This window comes from Mycobacterium sp. OAE908 (assembly GCF_017872775.1).
GTDB lineage: Bacteria > Actinomycetota > Actinomycetes > Mycobacteriales > Mycobacteriaceae > Mycobacterium.
Genome location: NZ_JAGGJL010000001.1, coordinates 2328779 through 2345933 on the forward strand (window position 1 = coordinate 2328779; position 17155 = coordinate 2345933).

Annotated in this window: 16 protein-coding genes; 10 read left to right on the plus strand and 6 right to left on the minus strand. The window is 66.8% G+C overall.

What is annotated here, in order from left to right; genetic code table 11:
- The first annotated feature begins 1 nt into the window (after position 1).
- The 7 genes from J3E61_RS11400 to eccE are packed head-to-tail and all read left to right on the plus strand — an operon-like array spanning position 2 to position 6509.
- Positions 2-1540 (plus strand): PPE family protein, encoded by a 1539-nt coding sequence (locus J3E61_RS11400; RefSeq protein ID WP_210083621.1) that lies wholly within the window; start codon positions 2-4, stop codon positions 1538-1540.
- The gene (locus J3E61_RS11405) at positions 1537-1830 is read left to right on the plus strand and encodes a type VII secretion protein EsxS (protein ID WP_210083622.1); all 294 of its coding nucleotides are present in this window, start codon (positions 1537-1539) and stop codon (positions 1828-1830) included. The genes J3E61_RS11400 and J3E61_RS11405 overlap by 4 nt, the downstream gene beginning before the upstream one ends.
- Positions 1831-1847: 17 nt before the next feature.
- On the plus strand, positions 1848-2135 hold the full coding sequence (locus tag J3E61_RS11410; protein WP_210083623.1) for a WXG100 family type VII secretion target: 288 nt from the start codon (positions 1848-1850) through the stop codon (positions 2133-2135).
- On the plus strand, positions 2136-2990 hold the full coding sequence (locus tag J3E61_RS11415) for an ESX secretion-associated protein EspG (RefSeq protein ID WP_210083624.1): 855 nt from the start codon (positions 2136-2138) through the stop codon (positions 2988-2990).
- Entirely contained in the window at positions 2972-4372 is a 1401-nt protein-coding gene (gene eccD / locus J3E61_RS11420; protein ID WP_210083625.1) for a type VII secretion integral membrane protein EccD, read from the plus strand. The genes J3E61_RS11415 and eccD overlap by 19 nt, the downstream gene beginning before the upstream one ends.
- 44 nt (positions 4373-4416) lie before the next feature.
- Positions 4417-5700 (plus strand): type VII secretion-associated serine protease mycosin, encoded by a 1284-nt coding sequence (mycP, locus tag J3E61_RS11425; RefSeq protein ID WP_210085513.1) that lies wholly within the window; start codon positions 4417-4419, stop codon positions 5698-5700.
- Positions 5697-6509, plus strand: coding sequence for a type VII secretion protein EccE (gene eccE / locus J3E61_RS11430; RefSeq protein ID WP_210083626.1), 813 nt, complete (start codon positions 5697-5699; stop codon positions 6507-6509). The genes mycP and eccE overlap by 4 nt, the downstream gene beginning before the upstream one ends.
- On the opposite strand, the gene J3E61_RS11435 is transcribed toward eccE, so the two are convergent.
- Both J3E61_RS11435 and J3E61_RS11440 read right to left on the minus strand, forming a co-directional pair.
- Entirely contained in the window at positions 6496-7704 is a 1209-nt protein-coding gene (locus tag J3E61_RS11435) for a prolyl oligopeptidase family serine peptidase (RefSeq protein WP_210083627.1), read from the minus strand. The two genes, eccE and J3E61_RS11435, sit on opposite strands and share 14 nt — an antisense overlap.
- Positions 7705-7720: 16 nt before the next feature.
- Positions 7721-9589, minus strand: coding sequence for a glycosyltransferase family 39 protein (locus J3E61_RS11440; RefSeq protein ID WP_210083628.1), 1869 nt, complete (start codon positions 9587-9589; stop codon positions 7721-7723).
- 88 nt (positions 9590-9677) lie between these two features.
- Between J3E61_RS11440 and J3E61_RS11445 the strand changes: the two genes are divergently transcribed.
- A complete protein-coding gene (locus J3E61_RS11445; RefSeq protein WP_210083629.1) occupies positions 9678-10448 on the plus strand; it encodes a trans-aconitate 2-methyltransferase in 771 nt (256 codons plus the stop codon).
- Here the strand turns inward: J3E61_RS11445 and J3E61_RS11450 are convergent.
- Positions 10437-11237 carry a Stf0 sulfotransferase family protein gene (locus tag J3E61_RS11450; RefSeq protein WP_192725770.1) on the minus strand — a complete coding sequence of 267 codons (801 nt, stop codon included), beginning with the start codon at positions 11235-11237 and terminating at the stop codon, positions 10437-10439. The genes J3E61_RS11445 and J3E61_RS11450 overlap by 12 nt on opposite strands.
- Before the next feature lie 66 nt (positions 11238-11303).
- Entirely contained in the window at positions 11304-12674 is a 1371-nt protein-coding gene (locus J3E61_RS11455) for a sulfatase (protein WP_210083630.1), read from the minus strand.
- A 169-nt stretch (positions 12675-12843) separates the two neighbouring features.
- Here J3E61_RS11455 and J3E61_RS11460 point away from each other — a divergent pair, with 169 nt between their 5' ends.
- Positions 12844-14412 carry a DUF222 domain-containing protein gene (locus tag J3E61_RS11460; RefSeq protein WP_210083631.1) on the plus strand — a complete coding sequence of 523 codons (1569 nt, stop codon included), beginning with the start codon at positions 12844-12846 and terminating at the stop codon, positions 14410-14412.
- A 14-nt stretch (positions 14413-14426) separates the two neighbouring features.
- On the opposite strand, the gene J3E61_RS11465 is transcribed toward J3E61_RS11460, so the two are convergent.
- Positions 14427-14909, minus strand: coding sequence for a hypothetical protein (locus tag J3E61_RS11465; protein WP_192725767.1), 483 nt, complete (start codon positions 14907-14909; stop codon positions 14427-14429).
- Positions 14910-14971: 62 nt separating this feature from the next.
- Here J3E61_RS11465 and J3E61_RS11470 point away from each other — a divergent pair, with 62 nt between their 5' ends.
- On the plus strand, positions 14972-15643 hold the full coding sequence (locus J3E61_RS11470; protein ID WP_210083632.1) for a phosphatase PAP2 family protein: 672 nt from the start codon (positions 14972-14974) through the stop codon (positions 15641-15643).
- Here J3E61_RS11470 and J3E61_RS11475 read toward each other — a convergent pair.
- Positions 15597-17090, minus strand: a complete 1494-nt coding sequence (locus tag J3E61_RS11475) for a phosphatase PAP2 family protein (RefSeq protein ID WP_210083633.1) — start codon at positions 17088-17090, stop codon at positions 15597-15599. The genes J3E61_RS11470 and J3E61_RS11475 overlap by 47 nt on opposite strands.
- Positions 17091-17155 lie beyond the last annotated feature (65 nt).

Below are 17155 nucleotides of genomic sequence, written 5' to 3' on the forward strand. Positions count from 1 at the left end.
CATGACCGCCCCCGTGTGGATGGCCCTGCCACCTGAGGTGCACTCGGCCCTGCTGTCCGGCGGCCCCGGGCCCGGGTCGCTGTTGGCGGCAGCGGGAGCGTGGCAGTCGCTGAGCACCGAATATGCCTCGGCGGCAGCGGAACTGACAGGGATACTGAGTGCGGTTCAGGCCGGCTCGTGGGAGGGGCCGAGCGCCGAACAGTACATCGCCGCGCACACGCCGTACCTCGGATGGCTGGCGCAGGCGAGCGTCAACAGCGCGGCGGCAGCGGTGCAGCACGAAACCGCCGCGGCCGCTTACACCACAGCCGTTGCCGCGATGCCGACCCTGGCCGAGCTCGCGCTCAACCACACCACCCATGCCGCGCTGGTGGCAACGAACTTCTTCGGCCTCAACACCATTCCGATCGCACTCAACGAGGCCGACTACGTCCGCATGTGGATTCAGGCCGCCACGACCATGACCAGCTATCAGGCTGTCGCGAGTGCTGCGGTGGCCGCGACGCCGACGATATCGCCTGCGCCGTTGCTGTTGACGCCGGGCGTCGGGGAAACCGGTCGCGCCGTTGCCGACATCAGTCAGTCGTCCGCACAACTGCAGGCCGCCGATGCCGGCGCCGGACAGAACCTCGCCGATCTCATTGCGCAGCTGCTGAAGTGGTACTCCGACTACACCTATCGGTTGTTCGAGCCGATCATCAACTTCCTGCAGGATCCGATCGGCAACTCGATCCAGCTGATCACCGATTTTCTGACCAATCCGTCGGAGGCACTGGTCACCTGGGGGCCGTTCCTGTTTGCCGTTGCCTACCAGGTGTTCTCGTGGATCGGCGCGTCGCTGACCTATCCGCAGCTGCTGATCCAACCGTTGTTGGCGATCACCCTCGGTGTGGTCGGGGCACTTCTGCCGCAGTACCTCGATCAGCCTGCGCCGGCCGAGGTGCCCGCGGAAGCACCGGTGCCTGGATCGCCTGCTCCGGTCAGGGCCGATCAGCCGGGAGTCTGGCCGGTCGCGGGCGTCGCACCGACTGTGGCGGCCCCTGCCGCGTCGGCGGCCGGTGGTGCCGCAGCGCCTGCCAGTCCTGCGGCACCCGCTGCACCTGCTGCCGCGAGCGCCGTACCGTACGCGATCCCCGGCCTGGACCCCGATGAAGGCTTCACCCCGACGCTGCGTGACGAGACCGGTGCGAAGGCGCCGGCTGCCGACATTCCGGCCGTCGCAGCGGCTTCGGCAGCCGTATCCGCACGCGAACGGCGCCGCGCCCGCAAGAAACGCGGCGCGATCGCGAGGGACTACGGCGACGAATACATGGACATGGACGCCGATCTCGATCCGAGCCCGCCCGTCGAGGAACCGCGCGTCACCGCGTCGACACGCGGTTCAGGCCCGATGGGGTTCTCCGGCACCGCGGCCACCGGCACGCCCAAAGCCACCGGATTGACGATGCTGCAAGGAGATTCGTTCGGCGGCGGCCCCGTCAACCCGATGATGCCCTCAACGTGGGATCCCGCTACAGAAGAGAGAAGGGAAGATCAATGAGCTTGCTCGACGCTCACATTCCGCAACTCGTCGCCTCGGAGGCGGCGTTCGGTGCGAAGGCTGCATTGATGCGCAGCACCATCGCGCAGGCCGAGCAGGCGGCCCAGTTCGCTCAGGCCTTCCACATGGGTGAATCTTCTGCTGCCTTCCAGGCCGCGCATGCCCGGTTCGTCGAGGTCTCCGCGAAGATCAACACGCTGCTGGACATCGCGCAGGCCAACATCGGCGACGCCGCAGGCACATACGCGGCCGAGGACGCCGCCGCGGCCAGCAGCTACACCGCTATCTGATCGGAAAGGGTCAAGTCATGTCTCAGATCATGTACAACTACCCGGCCATGCTGGCGCACGCCGGTGAAATGGCAGGCTACGCCGGTGCGTTGCACGCGGTCGGCGCCGACATCGCCAGCGAGCAGGCCGCGCTTGCCAGCGGATGGCAAGGCGACACCGGGATAACCTATCAGGCGTGGCAGGCGCAATGGAACGCCGGCATGGAGGAACTCGTCCGCGCCTACCGCGCCATGGCGAGCACACACGAGACCAACACGATGTCGATGAGCGCCCGGGATCAGGCCGAGGGCGCCAAGTGGGGTTGAGTGCGAGCCAACGCTGTTGAGCTGACCGTCGACGCGGCGTGGTTTGTCGCAGAGTCGTGCGGCGCGGGCACTTTCCCATGGGTGCTGGCGATCACGCAGCCATACGCCGACGTTGCGGAGCGGACGGCGTTCGTTGCGGCGCAGACCGACGAGCTGACCCGGCTCGGCGTCCTATCCGGCGGTCGCATCGATGAGTCGGCCACGCGGTGGATTGCGGTGACCTGCCGACCGGCTCAGTGGCTGGAGATGCGATTCGTCAGCGGCCGCGGCGCGATGCTGCGCGGAGTGGTGTCACGCGCAGGCGGGAGCACTGTCGTTGCGCTGCGCAACGCCGGGCTCGTCACATTGACCGCCATGGACATCGACCACCCGCACGCGCTGGTGCCCGTATTGGCATCGGGTCTGAGTCGGCGGCGCCCAGCCCAGTTCACCGAGTTCTCCCTGCCTTCGCGCGCAGGCGCACAGGCAGACGAACAGTTGCGATCCGGGGCTCGGCTGCGGGAAACCCTGGACTACTTGGGAATTCCAGCCTCAGCGCGTCCCGTGGCCGAGGCGGCGTTCGACGAGCGACGCACATATGTGGAGGTTGTCGCCGGACAGCACCGCGACGGTCACCGCATCACAACGGATGTCGGCGTCAGCATCGTCGACACCACCGAAGGCCGCATCCTCGTCAGCCCGGCCAAGGCGTTCGACGGCGAATGGATTTCGACATTCGCACCCGGCACACCTATGGCGATCGCCGCTGCGATCGAGCGCCTCACCGCCACGCTTCCCGACGGGTCCTGGTTTCCCGACATCCAGCTCACCCGCGACTTCGACAGAACGGAAAACCGATGCCCGACAACGCTGTAATGCCGATCGTGCGGGTGGCCGTGCTCGCGACCGCCGACGACAGTGGCAGAATGACCGATCTGGCGCTGCCGGCCGGGCTGCCTTTGCGAGAGATCCTGCCCGCTGTGCAACGCATGGTGTCGCCGGTCAGTGAGGACGGCGTCGAAACGCAGGTTCCGCTGAGTCTGGCGCCCATCGGCGGTGCGCCGTTCAGCCTGGACACCACGCTGGACACCGTCGGTGTGGTCGACGGTGATCTGCTCGCCCTGCAGCCGCTGCCCGCCGGCCCGTCTGCACCGAACATCGCCGAGGACATCGCCGACGCCGCGGCGCTCTTCTCGGCAGCACGCGAACGACCTTGGGGCACAGCACATATCCAGCGAGCCGCCGTCGGCGCACTCATCGGCCTGATCCTTGTGCTCACCGGACTCTCCGTCGCGCACCGGCTGGCGACCGGCGCAGCGCTTGGGCTGTTCATGGCCGGTGGAGTGGCCGCTGCGACGGTGGTCGCGGCGTTGGTGAGCCGCCTTCGGTCGGCGCGGGTGGCCACGGCGCTGGCGGTGACGGGGCTGGCGCCGGTGGCCGCTGTGTTCCTGCTCGCGGTGCCTGGTGAATTCGGGCCGGCCCAGGTTCTGCTGGCGGCCGCAGGTGTGACGGCATGGTCGATCATCAGCATCACCATCGAAGAGCGCGCAATCGCGGTGTTCACTGCCGCTGCGGTCACGGCCTTCGGCGTCCTGCTGCCCGCGGCCGCAGCGACCATGTGGGAGTTGCCGACAGCGACGCTGGGTTGCGTCGTTGTCCTGTTCGCGCTCCTGGTTACGGTGCAGTCGGCGCAGTTGTCAGCGCTGTGGGCGCGGTTCCCGCTGCCGGTGATCCCCGCACCGGGTGACGCAACGCCGTCGGCGCGACCGCTACGGGTGCTCGAGGATCTGCCGCGCCGCGTCCGAGTCAGCGAGTCCCACCAGACCGGCTTGATCGCGGGCGGTGTGCTGCTCTCGGTTGTCGGCTCGCTTGCGTTGGTCGGTCCGGAAGGGTCGTCGCCGTGGGCGTGGTACCTGGTGGCGGCCGCTGCCGTCGGTGCGGTACTGCGTGCGCGGGTGTGGGATTCAGCGACGTGCAAGGCGTGGCTGCTCGCGCACCCCTACCTCGTGGCGGTCGCGGTGCTGGTCCTCTTCGCCGTCACCGGACGCTACGAAGCGGCCTGGTGGGCGCTTGCCGTGCTGGCCGCACTGGTCGTGATGTGGGTGGTTGTGGCGCTGAATCCGCGTATCGGCGAGCCGGATAGCTACTCGCTCCCGATGCGACGACTGGTCGGGTTTGTGGCGTCGGCCATCGACGCGTCGTTGATCCCGGTGATGGCCTACCTCGCCGGCCTGTTCGCGTTGGTGCTGAATCGGTGACTCTGCGCGTAATCTCCGTGTTCGCGGCGGCGCTGGCCGTGCTGATGAGTGCCGGACCGCCGGCGGGCGCCATCAGCCCGCCGCAAGTGGATGCCGAGACCGCACCGCCACCGGGCAATCCGGGCCCGCCGCAGCCGATGACGCAACGCGGCGCATGTGTGGCCACCGGCGTGATGCCAGGTATGGATCCACATATGACGACACCAAACCAGTTGTCGTTCAACCTCTCTGAGGCGTGGCGACACAGTCGCGGCGATGGTCAGGCCGTCGCGGTGATCGACACCGGCGTGCAGCCCGGTCCACGGCTACCGAACGTCGAGGGTGGTGGTGACTTCGTCGCGGCCACCGACGGGCTCACCGACTGCGATGGGCACGGCACGTTGGTCGCCGGCCTGATCGCGGGCCAACCGGGCAATGACGGCTTCTCTGGCATTGCACCAGGCGCACGGCTGATCTCGATCCGCCAGACATCGGCCAAGTACGCCCCGCGCATCTCTGCCAGCGATCCGACGCAAGCGCGCGCAGCGGTCGACGTCGCGAGCTTGGCCCGCGCGGTCGTGCGGGCTGCCGACCTCGGGGCGAGTGTCATCAACATCTCGGCGGTGACGTGTGTGCCCGCCGACAAGCCGGTTGATCAGACAGAGCTGGGCGCAGCACTGAAATACGCTGCGGTGCAGAAGGACGCGGTGATCGTCGCAGCGGCGGGCAACGTTCGCGACGGGGCGGCATGCGAGTCGAACGCCGGGGATTGGGCCAGCGTCACCTCCGTGTCGGTACCGTCGTGGTGGCAACCCTTTGTGTTGTCGGCCGGGTCCGTGGCGGCCAATGGTCGGCCATCGGAGTTCACCATGGCAGGTCCTTGGCTCGGCGTGGCAGCGCCCGGTGAGCGCATCGTCTCGGTGAGCAACGGTCCAGGCGGCGGCCTGGCCAACGGCATACCGAACGACGGGAACGAGATGTCACCGATCAGCGGCACCAGCTATGCGGCCGCCTACATATCGGGCGTTGCAGCGTTGGTGCGCAGCAAGTTTCCCAATCTAACTGCGGCTCAGGTGATCCATCGCATCACCGCGACGGCACACGGCGCGGCCCGTTCACCGTCGAATCTGGTTGGCGCCGGCGGCGTGGACGCCGTCGCCGCTCTCACCTGGGACGTACCCGAGGCTTCCGTGTCGCATACTGCGGCCGCCAGAGCGATCGCCGAACCACCGGAACCGCAGGCCGAAGACAACACCCCACGCACTGCTGCGCTCATCGGCACCGCAGTGCTGGCCCTTGTCACGCTGGTCACGATCGGATTGCGCCGACGAAAGGACCCCCTCACATGACGGCCCGCATAGCGCTGGCAGCCCTGCTCATCGTTCCAGCGGCGATGACCTACCCATGGACGTCGACAGCCGACCGGTGGCTGCCCGGCATCGCGGTGGCAGGCAGTCTGGTGCTATTCGGCTGGTGGCGTGGAACATTCGTGATGACATTGATCGGCCGTCGCGTGGCGATGCTGCTGCGCCGGAACCAGAAGAACGGCGCTCACCAATCATCGGACTACACCACTGTCCTGCTTCGGGTAGAGCCCGCTGGACTGCCATTGCCGCTGATCGCCGGTTACCTCGACCGGTACGGCATCCGTTGCGACAAGATCCGCATCACCAGCCGCGACCTCAGCGGCTCGCGCACGACCTGGATCGGGATCACAATCGGCGCGGCCGACAACCTGACCGCTCTGCGCGCACGGTCGCCGCGAATTCCGTTGCACGACACTGCCGAAGTGGTCGGGAGGCGGCTGGCGAACCATCTCCGTGAGGAGGGCTGGGACGCCATGATCGTCGACAGCGCCGACACCCCGGCACGGCCGGATGCCAAGGAAACGTGGGGTGGTCTGCACGACGGGTCGGGCTACGTCGCCGCCTATCGCGTAGCGAGCCTCGACGACGTTGCGTCGCTGCCATCGTCGGAAATCTGGATGGCGCTGGAGATCACGGGCAGCGCAGCCGACCTGCGCGTCGACCGGGCATGTGCGATCAGAACCCCCGGCAAGCCGGACCAGATCGCGGGTGCCACACCGTTGAATGGGCGCCACCGGCTTGCGCTTGACGCGCTGAATCCGCTGTCGGTGGACAGGCTCATTCGAACATGAAGTCGCGCATGAACCGCGTCATCCGGCGCAGGTAGTCCGGCTGACTCACATGCAGGATGTGATTGCCGGGGAACCAATGGAAGGCGCAGCGGTCCCAGTGCTCCCACAGTATTTCGGCCTGTTCGGGCGGCGCCAGCCGGTCGCCGAGCCCGGTGATGATCAGCCGCCGATCCTTGGGTACCAACGGCGGATAGTTCAGTGGCGACGGGTATTTCGTCGCCTCGTGCACCAGCTGATCGTCCGTGCCTGCGATCAGGTCACGCAGCCGCACCACGTAGTTGGCGGGGAACCACTCGTCGACGGTCCTATCCGGGGTGACGACGGGAACGTTGGGAATCACTGCCTGAATTCGGTCATCGACGCACGCGATCAACGCCGATGTGTACCCGCCAAGCGACATGCCGGTCAGTGCCACCCTGTCGACCCCGGTGAACTCGAGATAGTCGATCAGTGAGCGGAAGTCGTGCACAGCCTGGGCCATGGCTTCCGCGAAACCGGCGAAACCGTGTGCGAAGTATCCGTATCCACTGAACGGCGAGCCCTTTTCGGCGCGGGCGCCGTGAAACGGCAAGGTGTACAACAGCACGTCGTAGCCGGACCGGTAGAACCATGGCAGTGAGAAGAACAGGCCGTTGAACAAATACGGCGAACCCATGAACCCATGGATCACGCACAATGTGGGATGCGGACCATCGTCGTGGACCCAGTGTTGTGCGCGCACCACGTTGTTGCGGACGTAACCGTGGCATTGATCGCGCAGCGCCGGGTTGACCGCTTCGAAGCTGCTGTCGAAGCGGATGTTGTTCACTCGGCCCTTGGCCATCCACTCGGCAATCGGACTGGCCGGGCGTGAGGAGATTCGCGGTTCTTGTTTCGGTTTGGGGAAGGACAGTTCCGGGTCGCGGGCGCTGGCGAGCTCGGCGTAAAACCGGAGGTGGTCGAGTTCGGCGCGGCCCGCTGACCGGCGCAGCGCGGCGGTGAGCGTCGCCGGCAGCATCGTGGCGCTCAGCAGCGACGCGATCGCGGTGCGAAGGGCGACGTCGGCGACCGCGGACGAGTCGACGATCAGACGTTGCCGCAGCGTGAGGTCGACGCGGCGCGGCAGTCCACGCACGGTTGCGTCGGCACCGGGAACGTCGGGGACAGGGATCGGAGGATCGACGGGAAGGGCGTCGGAGTCCCGCGTGCTGGACATTTCCGCATGGTAGCCCTCAGTTCAACCGGTAAACCGTGGATCCGCCGACGAATGTGCCGGGATAGTGCGCAGCCACCCAATCCGAGACCTCGCGAGTATGCGAAGCGGTGTGCAGTTCGCTGCGGATGACCTTGCCGTTTACGCCTGGTGAATTCGGGCCGCGGCCCGCCTCGACATAGTAGGAGATCTTGCCCTCGTGTACGTCGTCGATGAACTGTTGCAGCGTCGGAACCGGGTCGCCGCTCCAGCCGCCGACGGCCATCACCGATGTGCCAGAAGCGATTTCGAGGGCGGCTGCCGATTGAGAACCGTTCGTCGCAGCCGACCATTTGGTGTGAGTCGATGCCAACATGGCTGCGAGTTGGGGATTGCTGGCCTCGTCGTTGATCCAGCCACCCGAGACCTGTGACGTCCTGGCTGCGGTGGGCATCGTCCCGTGATGCGGCGTGGCGGCCGTCGCGACGGAGAACGCCGTCGTCGCGGCCAACGCAGCCACACCTCCGGTCACCAACGCAATCACCGGTGGGCGCGGCCACAGTAGACCGACAGCGCTGACTACGGCGACAACGACGATCAGCCACGGCAACCATGTCCAGCCAAAGGCATTGTGGCGCAATAGGAATGCCGATGGCACTGCGGCAAGCACGACCAATGCGGCCAGCGCGCAGCGGCCGTCCCAGCGCGCTCTTCGCCGCCACGCCCATATCGCGCCGATGCCGACAAGTGCGGCGATCGAGGGCGCCAGCGCGACCGTGTAATAGGGGTGGACGATCCCACCCATGAAGCTGAACACCACGCCGGTGACCAGCAGCCAGGCGCCCCACGTCACCAGCGCACACAACTCGGCGCGGCTCAGCGCTCGCCGCGCGGCCAGGTACGTTCCGAATGCGACGACGAACAACGCCGCCGCGATCAGCCACGAGATCTCGTTGGCCATCTCACCGGTGAACAGTCGGCGCAGACCGGCATGCCCGCCGAGCATCGGCACGCTCGAACTGCCCCAATCGCCGAGCGGCTTTCCCTCTCGACGGTGGCCGAGTAGGCGATTGATCCCGTTGTAGCCGAACGCCAGATCGAGCACAGTATTGTCCGTCGACCCGCCGATGTAGGGGCGCGCATTCGCCGGGATCAGTTGCACCGCAAGCACCCACCAACCCGCCGCGGCTATCAACGCCGCCGCCGCGCCGAGCAGATGAAGCGCGCGCTTGCCCCAAGTCGTCGGCGCCACAAGCAGATACGCGACACCGAAGCCGGGCAGCACCAGGAACGCCTGCATCATCTTGGTGAGAAAGGCGACGCCCATCACCACCCCGACGAGCGTTAGCCAGCGCCACGATGCGGTGAGGGTGGCGCGCATCAGGCAGTAGGCGGCGACGGTCAACAGCAGCACCAGCAGCGCGTCGGGGTTGTTGAACCTGAACATCAACGCCGCGGCGGGTGTCACCGCCATGGTCGCGCCGGCAAGTAACCCCGCGGCCGCACCATGGTTGGGGTCGGAAAACGCGCGTCGCACCGCGCAATACAGCACGGCGACGGCCGCAACCCCCATCAGCGCCTGCGGCGCCAGCACCGACCAACTGTTCATCCCGAACAGTCGCACCGCCAGCCCGCTGACCCACAGCGAGGCGGGCGGCTTGTCGACGGTGATGAAGTTCTGCGCGTCAAGAGAGCCGAAGAACCACGCCGAAAAACTCTGCGAACCGGCCTGCGAGGCTGCGGCATAGAAGGTGTTGCCGTAGCCGCTCGCTGACAGGTTCCACAGATACAGCACCGCCGTCGCACCGAGCAGTGCGGCCAGCGCCCACCGCGACCAGGGCGTGGCGCGTGCCGGCGCGGTCGTCGGCGCGGCGACCGGGCGGACCGGTTCGTCGACGAGGGCAGTCACGACGCATACGGTGCCGGTATTTACCAGCCGGGGCCCTGTGCCAGGGCTGCGAACCCGCTGTGAGTTGTGTGAATGCCACACTGGCGGCATGTGGAATCCCGACGTCTACCTGACCTTCGCCGATCATCGCGGACGCCCGTTCTACGACCTGTTGTCGCGGGTCAACGCCGATGCTCCCCGGCGGGTGGTCGACCTGGGCTGCGGCCCCGGGAATCTGACCGCGACGCTCGCGCAGCGGTGGCCCGACGCGGTCGTTGAGGCGTGGGACAGTTCGGTCGAGATGGTCGAGTCCGCCCGCGAGCGCGGCGTCGACGCTCACGTCGGCGACGTGCGGGAGTGGACTCCGCGGTCGGACACCGACGTGGTGGTGAGCAACGCGACGCTGCACTGGGTGCAGGAGCACGCATCGTTGTTGGTCCGGTGGGCCCAGCAGCTTGACGCCGGGTCGTGGATCGCAATGCAGGTGCCAGGGAACTTCGACGCGCCGTCGCACCGGGCCGTGCGCGAGCTAGCCCGTCGTGAGCGGTGGGCAGAAGCGTTGCAGGACTTCCCGTTTCGGGAGGGGCAGGTCGATGACCCGTCGGGGTACGCCGGTCTGCTCAGTGACGCAGGCTGCACCGTCGACGCATGGGAGACCACCTACGTTCACGAACTCAGCGGCGAGAATCCGGTGCTGGAGTGGATCACCGGCACAGCGCTCACCCCGGTGAAGAGCCGACTCAACGACGAACAGTGGCAGGAGTTTCGGCGGGAGCTGATCCCGATGCTCGACGCGGCCTACCCGGCGCGGGCCGATGGCAAGACGTTCTTCCCGTTCCGCCGGATCTTCGTAGTGGCGCAGGTTGGGTCAGGTGGGTAGCCCGAGCTTGTCCGCATCGGCGCGATAGCGGTCCACCCATTCGTCGGAGCGCTGATCGGCCTGGCGTTCCAGAACTGGTGGCGGTGCGAGCCGACGGTCCTGCCCGATTGCCTCGAGCACATCGCCGACGATCTGGGTGAGGTTGCGCCACAGAACGGGATACGCGATCTCGATCGGTGTGATGTTCTCTTCGTCGAACCAGGCCCGCCAGCCCTTCTCCTGTTCGCGCAGCAGCGTGACGACGTGTGCGATTGCCCCTGCGTGGTACTCGGCTCGGGAGTCACGCACTGGATCGGGTCTACCGCGCCAGACCCGGGTCTGCACCGCACGCCAGAACGAAACGGCCTGGGAGACAACGTCAGGGCGGTGAACGTAGATCAGGACCGGGTCGCTGCCGATGACGTCGCGGATGGCCGAAAGCAAGCCGTCGCCCGACCGGTCGGGCAGGCCCGCTGCGCGCTGCAGCAGCAGGGGCGTCTGGTTCCACATCAGCTTGCCGCCCCAGATGCCGTTCGGCGTGCGGCCGACGGTGCGGATGTAGTCCCGCCATATCTCGGGTGGTGCGAGGTCGGGCTTGCCTTCGTCGAGCGGATCAAGCAGGCGATGGATCGACGGGTCGTCGACACCCTCGAACCATTGCCTCGGTTGCGGGGATTGGCTTGTGGTCGGCAGGTATTGGAAGAATTCGCCGGGTTCGCCTGCCACCCCCGTCGCGCGCAGCGATTCGACGAGCAGCGTGCTGCCACTGCGCTGTGAAGCGAGCACCAAATAGGCCGTCGCATGTGACATGGGCGAGAGCATAACCGCATTCAATTTGGTTGGCAGGGGCGATCATTGCGATCACAATGAGTAAATCTATTGCCCGGAACTGTGGTTCTCTTCGATGCCTCGCTCCGCCGCGATCGCCGATCGGCTGGTGATCTGTGGGCCATGAATGCGTAAATATGTTTCGGTGTAGCGCTCGGCAATCCGCGTGCCCGCGAACTCGGATGGGATGACGTCGTTGGTCTTGTGGCGCCAGTCGTCGAGCAGCAGCGCGAGATCGTTGGCGATCGCTTCGGACTTGTCGGTGACGTCGGCTGCCAACAGGTTGTGCGTTTCCGTCGGATCCTCGACGAGATCGTAGAGCTCACGCGCCGGCCGCTCGGATTGGATGAGCGGCTCCATCACGCGGCCGGGAGCGCTCTCCGCGATGTCCCAAGGCAAGTCGAGCAGCGGGCGCGTTGCGTAGTTCTCGATGTAGCTGTACTCCTTCGTCCGCACGGCCCGGATCGGGTCGAAGGAATCGTGGTACGTCTTGGTCGTGTAGACCTCGGTCCGCACCGGGTTGGCGCCTGCCGCTCGCAGGCCCCTTGCGTGGGACAGACCTTCGACGTCCTCGGGAATGTTCAGGCCGAGCAAATCGAGCAGCGTGGGCAGTAGGTCGACGCCGCTGAACAACTCGTCGTAGGTCTGGGGCTCGATGCCCGCACCGCGCGGAGGCCGCACGATCAGCGCGATACCGGTGCCCGCGTCGTACAGCGTCGATTTGGCGCGCGGCAGCGCTGGACCGTGGTCGGTGATGAATACGACCCAGGTGTTTTCGGCGAGGCCCGTTTGATCGAGGGTGTCGAGGAGGCGGCCGACAGCGGCGTCCGCGACAGTGATCGATCCGTAGAACTCGGCAAGGTCCTCGCGGATGTCGTCGGTGTCGGGCAGGTAGTCGGGCACGACCACGTCGTCGGCGTCCGCGGGGTCGTAGCGGTCCCGCGGATAGGGCCGATGCGTTTCGAAGAAGCCCGCGGTGAGCAGGAACGGCTGCTCGGGCGCGTCGGTGAGCCAGCGGGTGGCGTGTTCGACGACGTACTCGCAGTAGGAGTTGGACACGTCGAACTCGTCGTAGCCCAGCCGCGCCGGATATGACGTTTCGTGCTGCATACCGAATAGCGCTGTGTGCCAACCGGATTCGGCAAGGATATGGGGAAGCGTGCGAACACCCGCGCGGTACTCCCAGCCGTGGTGGGCAAGGCCGACAAGACCGTTGCTCTGCGGGTAGCGGCCGGTGAACAGCGAGCCGCGCGAGGGCGAGCACAGCGGCGCCGTGGCGTGGGCGCGGGTGAAGACGATGCCTTCGGCGGCCAGCCGGTCCAGTCGGGGGCTCTCGACGTCGGTGTGGCCGTAGGCGCCGAGGTAGCGGCCGAGGTCGTGCCAGTGGACCAGCAGGACGTTGTCCCGTCGCACAGTCACTCGGTTGGTCCTCCTTCTGCCGTCGGCCCACCGAACACCGCATGCGGGAATTCGGCAACCCTTTGGCTCACTGACGAAGTTATCCCCAGGTCCGAATTCATCCACAGCTTGGGCTTGGTGGCCAGGTTTAACCGGGTCTGCGTCCTTCGAAGTGGGTAGCTTCGCTCATATGTTCGATCAACTCGTGGCGGCCGCGGCCGGTGCCTGTGGTGCCGGTGCGGTGGGGGCGTGGGCGCGGGTGGAGAACGCGGTGTGTGCTCGAAGGTTGTCCGCGATCGCCGACGTGCTTGCCGCGCGGATGGCGGCCGATGATTGCGCCGAACGCGAGCAGTGGTGTGTTGACAATTGGGATGCCGTGGCCGCTGAGGTGGCCGCGGCCCACGATGTGTCGCTGGGGGTGGCCTCCCATCAGCTGCTGATCGCGATGGCGCTGCGCGAGCGGCTGCCCCGGGTGGCCGAGGTTTTTGCCACCGGCCGGATTTCTTACCGGCAGGTCAATGCGATCGTGTATCGCACCGGGCTGATCCGCGACGCCGGGGCGCAGGCCGCAGTCGATGTGGAGTTGGCCGCGGCAGCGGTGGGCTGGGGATCGATGTCGGTGGCCAAGGTCGAGGCCGCCATCGATTACTGGGTGGATCGGGTTGACCCCGATGCGGTGCGCCGCATTGAAACCAGTGTCCGGGGCCGGCATGTGGATGTGGTCGACGCCGCGAACGGCAGCGGGGTGTCCTATCTGGAGGCCACGTTGCTCAGCCAGGACGGCGCGGCGCTGGATCAACGGTTGGAGGCGATGGCGGGCGCGGTGTGTGAGGCCGATCCGCGCACGCTGGATCAGCGCCGCAGCGACGCGTTGGGCGCGCTGGGCCACGGTGCCGACCGGCTGCAGTGCCTGTGCGGAGGACCCGACTGCGACGCGGCAACCAAGACGCCCAGCGCGGTGGTGATCAACGTGATCGCCGAGCAGGACAGCCTCACTGATGACACCGCCGCGCGGCTGGACGGGGCCGAGGCGCAAGGGCCAAGCACCGCAGAGCTGCGAGAGATGAGCATCGCGCAGGCGTTGGCGCAGCCCGAGCCGACGGGCAGCCCGAACACCAAGCCCGCTCTGGTGATGGGCGGCGGGATTCTGCCCGCACCGTTGCTCGCGGCCAAACTGGCCACCACTGCGGTGATTCGTCCGGTGATTCACCCCGGTGACAGTCCGCCCGAGCCCCGATATGCGCCTTCGGCGGGGTTGGCGCGGTTTGTGCGCTGCCGGGATCTGACGTGTCGCTTCCCCGGCTGTGACGAACCGGCAGATCATTGCGACTTGGACCATACGATCCCTTATCCAGACGGGCCGACGTGTGCGTCGAACATCAAATGCCTGTGCCGAAAGCACCACCTGCTCAAGACATTCTGCGGCTGGTTAGACCGACAACTACCGGATGGCACCGTCATCTGGACCAGCCCAAGCGGGCAGACCTTCACTACCTACCCGGGTAGCCGGCTGCTGTTTCCATCGCTGTGCCGACCCACCGCACCGGTCACCACACCGACCCATGCAGCTAGTGCTCAACCTGGTCGCGCACTGAAGATGCCGCGCCGCACCAGCACCCGGGCCCAAGACCGCGCCAACCGCATCGACGAAGAACGCGCCCGCAACCACGAACTCCGCCAAAACCTCGAAAACGATTGCAACGACGCCTATTTCCCCACACGCCCACCACCAGGGGGCGACGACCCACCACCGTTCTAACGCTTTTCGCGCGATTACGGGTGGTAGGGCACACCAACGGCGCGGAACACATATTCCGGAGGCACATCGAAGGCCAGAGATCGCCGGGGCAGCCGCATGAGCAGATCCTCGGGCAGCGATTCCTTGTAGTGCAGCGAAAGATGTCCACTGCAACGGGGATCGACCTCGGCGACGTCGACGTCGAGCAGAAGCCCCGTCGTCGAAAGCTCGCCCTTGACGGCCCCGCCCTGCGGGGCATCCCACCGCAGATCGACGGTGCGCCCGGCCAGCTTCGGCACCGACGACAACGTGGCAAGCACCCGTTGATTGGTCAGCACCAGCGAGCCGACATAACTCGAAATGCTGCCCGCCGAGCGCATACCGGGGACCCGTCCACTGAACCGCCGAGTGACAGAAACGTACTCGGCGAGGTGAATGATGCCCTCCGCCTCGACCTCGGCGCGCAACTCGGCAGGCAGCTTGCCGATTCCCAGCAGCTTTCGCAGAAACACGGCCATGTCCAGTAACCCTAACGCGACCTCGCAGCCGCGCGGGCGACAGAGGTGGTAGAGCTGAAGGGGTGACACCCCGCAAGACCTGGCTGATCGCGTCGGCCGCACTGGCCTTCGCGGTGTTCGGGCTGATGTGGGTCGGTTACGCGTCAAACTGGGCCTGGCTGGCGACGATTGACGCGTCCTTGCTGGAGGCCGGGCATCGCTATGCCGCCGGCCACCGCGGCTGGGTGACCGCATGGGATGTGTTCTGCACGGTGCTCGGGCCCACCGCGTTCCGGCTGCTGACCCTGGCCGTGATCGTCTTCGCGTTGGTGCGCCGCAACGTGCGGGTCGCGATGTTTCTGGTGGTCAGTGTCGAGCTCACCGGAATCATCACCGAGATCGCCAAATACGCCGCCAGTCGGCCGCGTCCGGCGACCGCGTTGGTCGCCGCGCCGTCGAGCTCGTTTCCGTCGGGCCACGCGCTCGGCGTGATGACAGCGGTGCTGGCCCTGCTGACCGTTGCGCTTCCCGTCGTGCGCCGACCGCTGAGGGGTTGGCTGATCGCGGTTGGCGCATTGGTTGTGCTTGCTATCGGCATCGGGCGCGTCGTGCTCAACGTGCACTATCCAACGGACGTGATCGCCGGATGGGCCTTCGGCTACGCGTATTTCGTCGCGTGCCTGCTGGTCGTCCCGCCGGTGCGGCCCGTCACGGTAACGGACGAAAGACCGGCAGCGCTCGGTACCGCACGCTGAAGGTGGCCTCGGTGACCTCGCTGCCGACTTCGCCGTCGTGCGCCAGTACCGTCGGCCCGTCCACCGCGCGGAAGCTGAACTCCGGCACCCGCAACTCGTGGTACAGCGGGCTGCGCTCAAGGCGGCCGAGCGCAAGCGCAGCGACGATCCTGGTCCTGCTCAAGCGTCGGCCCGTCTCCAGGATCCTTACATCGAGCAGGCCGTCGTCCATGCGCGTGCGCCGTGACGGTGCGAATCCCGACGGCAGATACGTCGAATTGCCGACGAAGAACAGTGAGGTCTGCAACGTCTTGTTGTCGTAGGTGATGCGCACAGGCTGGTCGTGCCGCAGCGTGTGGAACATCGCGTACAGCCCCGCCAGCGGCTTGCTGATCTTGTGCTCGAGGCGCTCGCGCGTCTGCACGAACGTGGGGTAAGCGCCGATGCTCGCGGTGTTGATCACCATTCGGCCCTCGTTGAGGCACACCAGATCGACGCAGGCCACACTGCCGCGCCGGATGGCGTCCACCGTCTTCGCGACGGTGTCGCAGCCGATGTCCTTCGCAAAATGGTTGAACGTGCCGCCGGGGAACACTGCCAGCGGTAGACCCGCCTCCGTCGCGACACTGGCTGCGCACGACACCGTACCGTCGCCGCCCGCCACCGCGAGGACTTCGGCCCGTCCCGCGGCTTTGTTCAATGCCTCTTCGACGTCGTCGTCCTCGCCGAGTTCGACAATTTCGGTCTGCGGCAACGCCTCTCGCACCTCGTCGATGACGCGTGCGCCTGTTCCGCCGCCCGACGCCGGGTTCACCACCAACACCACGCCGGCGCCGTCCGGTCGTTCGGGAGCCTCCACGCGCAGCGGATCCGCCGTCGGAATCTTGGTCACCACGACTGGGGGCACCACGCGCCCACCCAGCACCGCAATGCCCGCGCCGATGCCGAAACCCGCGAACACATCGCCGGGATAGTGCGCACCGGTTGCCACTCGCGACAGGCCGACCAAGCCGGCCAACAGCGCCAGTCCAAGACCAAGCGGCGGGCTCTCAAGACCCACCCCCACCGCGAAAGCCGCGGCGCTGGCTGAGTGGCCCGACGGCAGGGAATTCGATGTCGGCGAGCGACGCCCCCGGCGGGCCAATGGCACAGTCAGCCTATTCGGCCTCTGCCGCACCCAGATCCTCTTCGCGATTTGATTGGTCAACAGGCTGGTTATCGCCAACGAGACAACCCCTCGGGTCGCCCCGCGGCGCGCGGATGGACCGCCGAGCACGCCGAGCAGGGCGGCGATGACGAACCACAGCTTCGAATGGTCAGCGGCCCAGGTCAGCCGTGGCATGGTGGCGTCCAGCAGGGGGCTGGGTGATTCCGCGATGGCCTCGAAGACCTCGCGGTCCAGGGTGCCAAGGCCCTCGCCGATTTGCCGAATACCGCGTCGGCGCCCTCGCAAGGGCAGCAATTCCATGAGGACAAGGTAGCCGGATCCGGCGATCCTCAATCGTGTCTGAACCTTTACTTGACCCTAGCTGT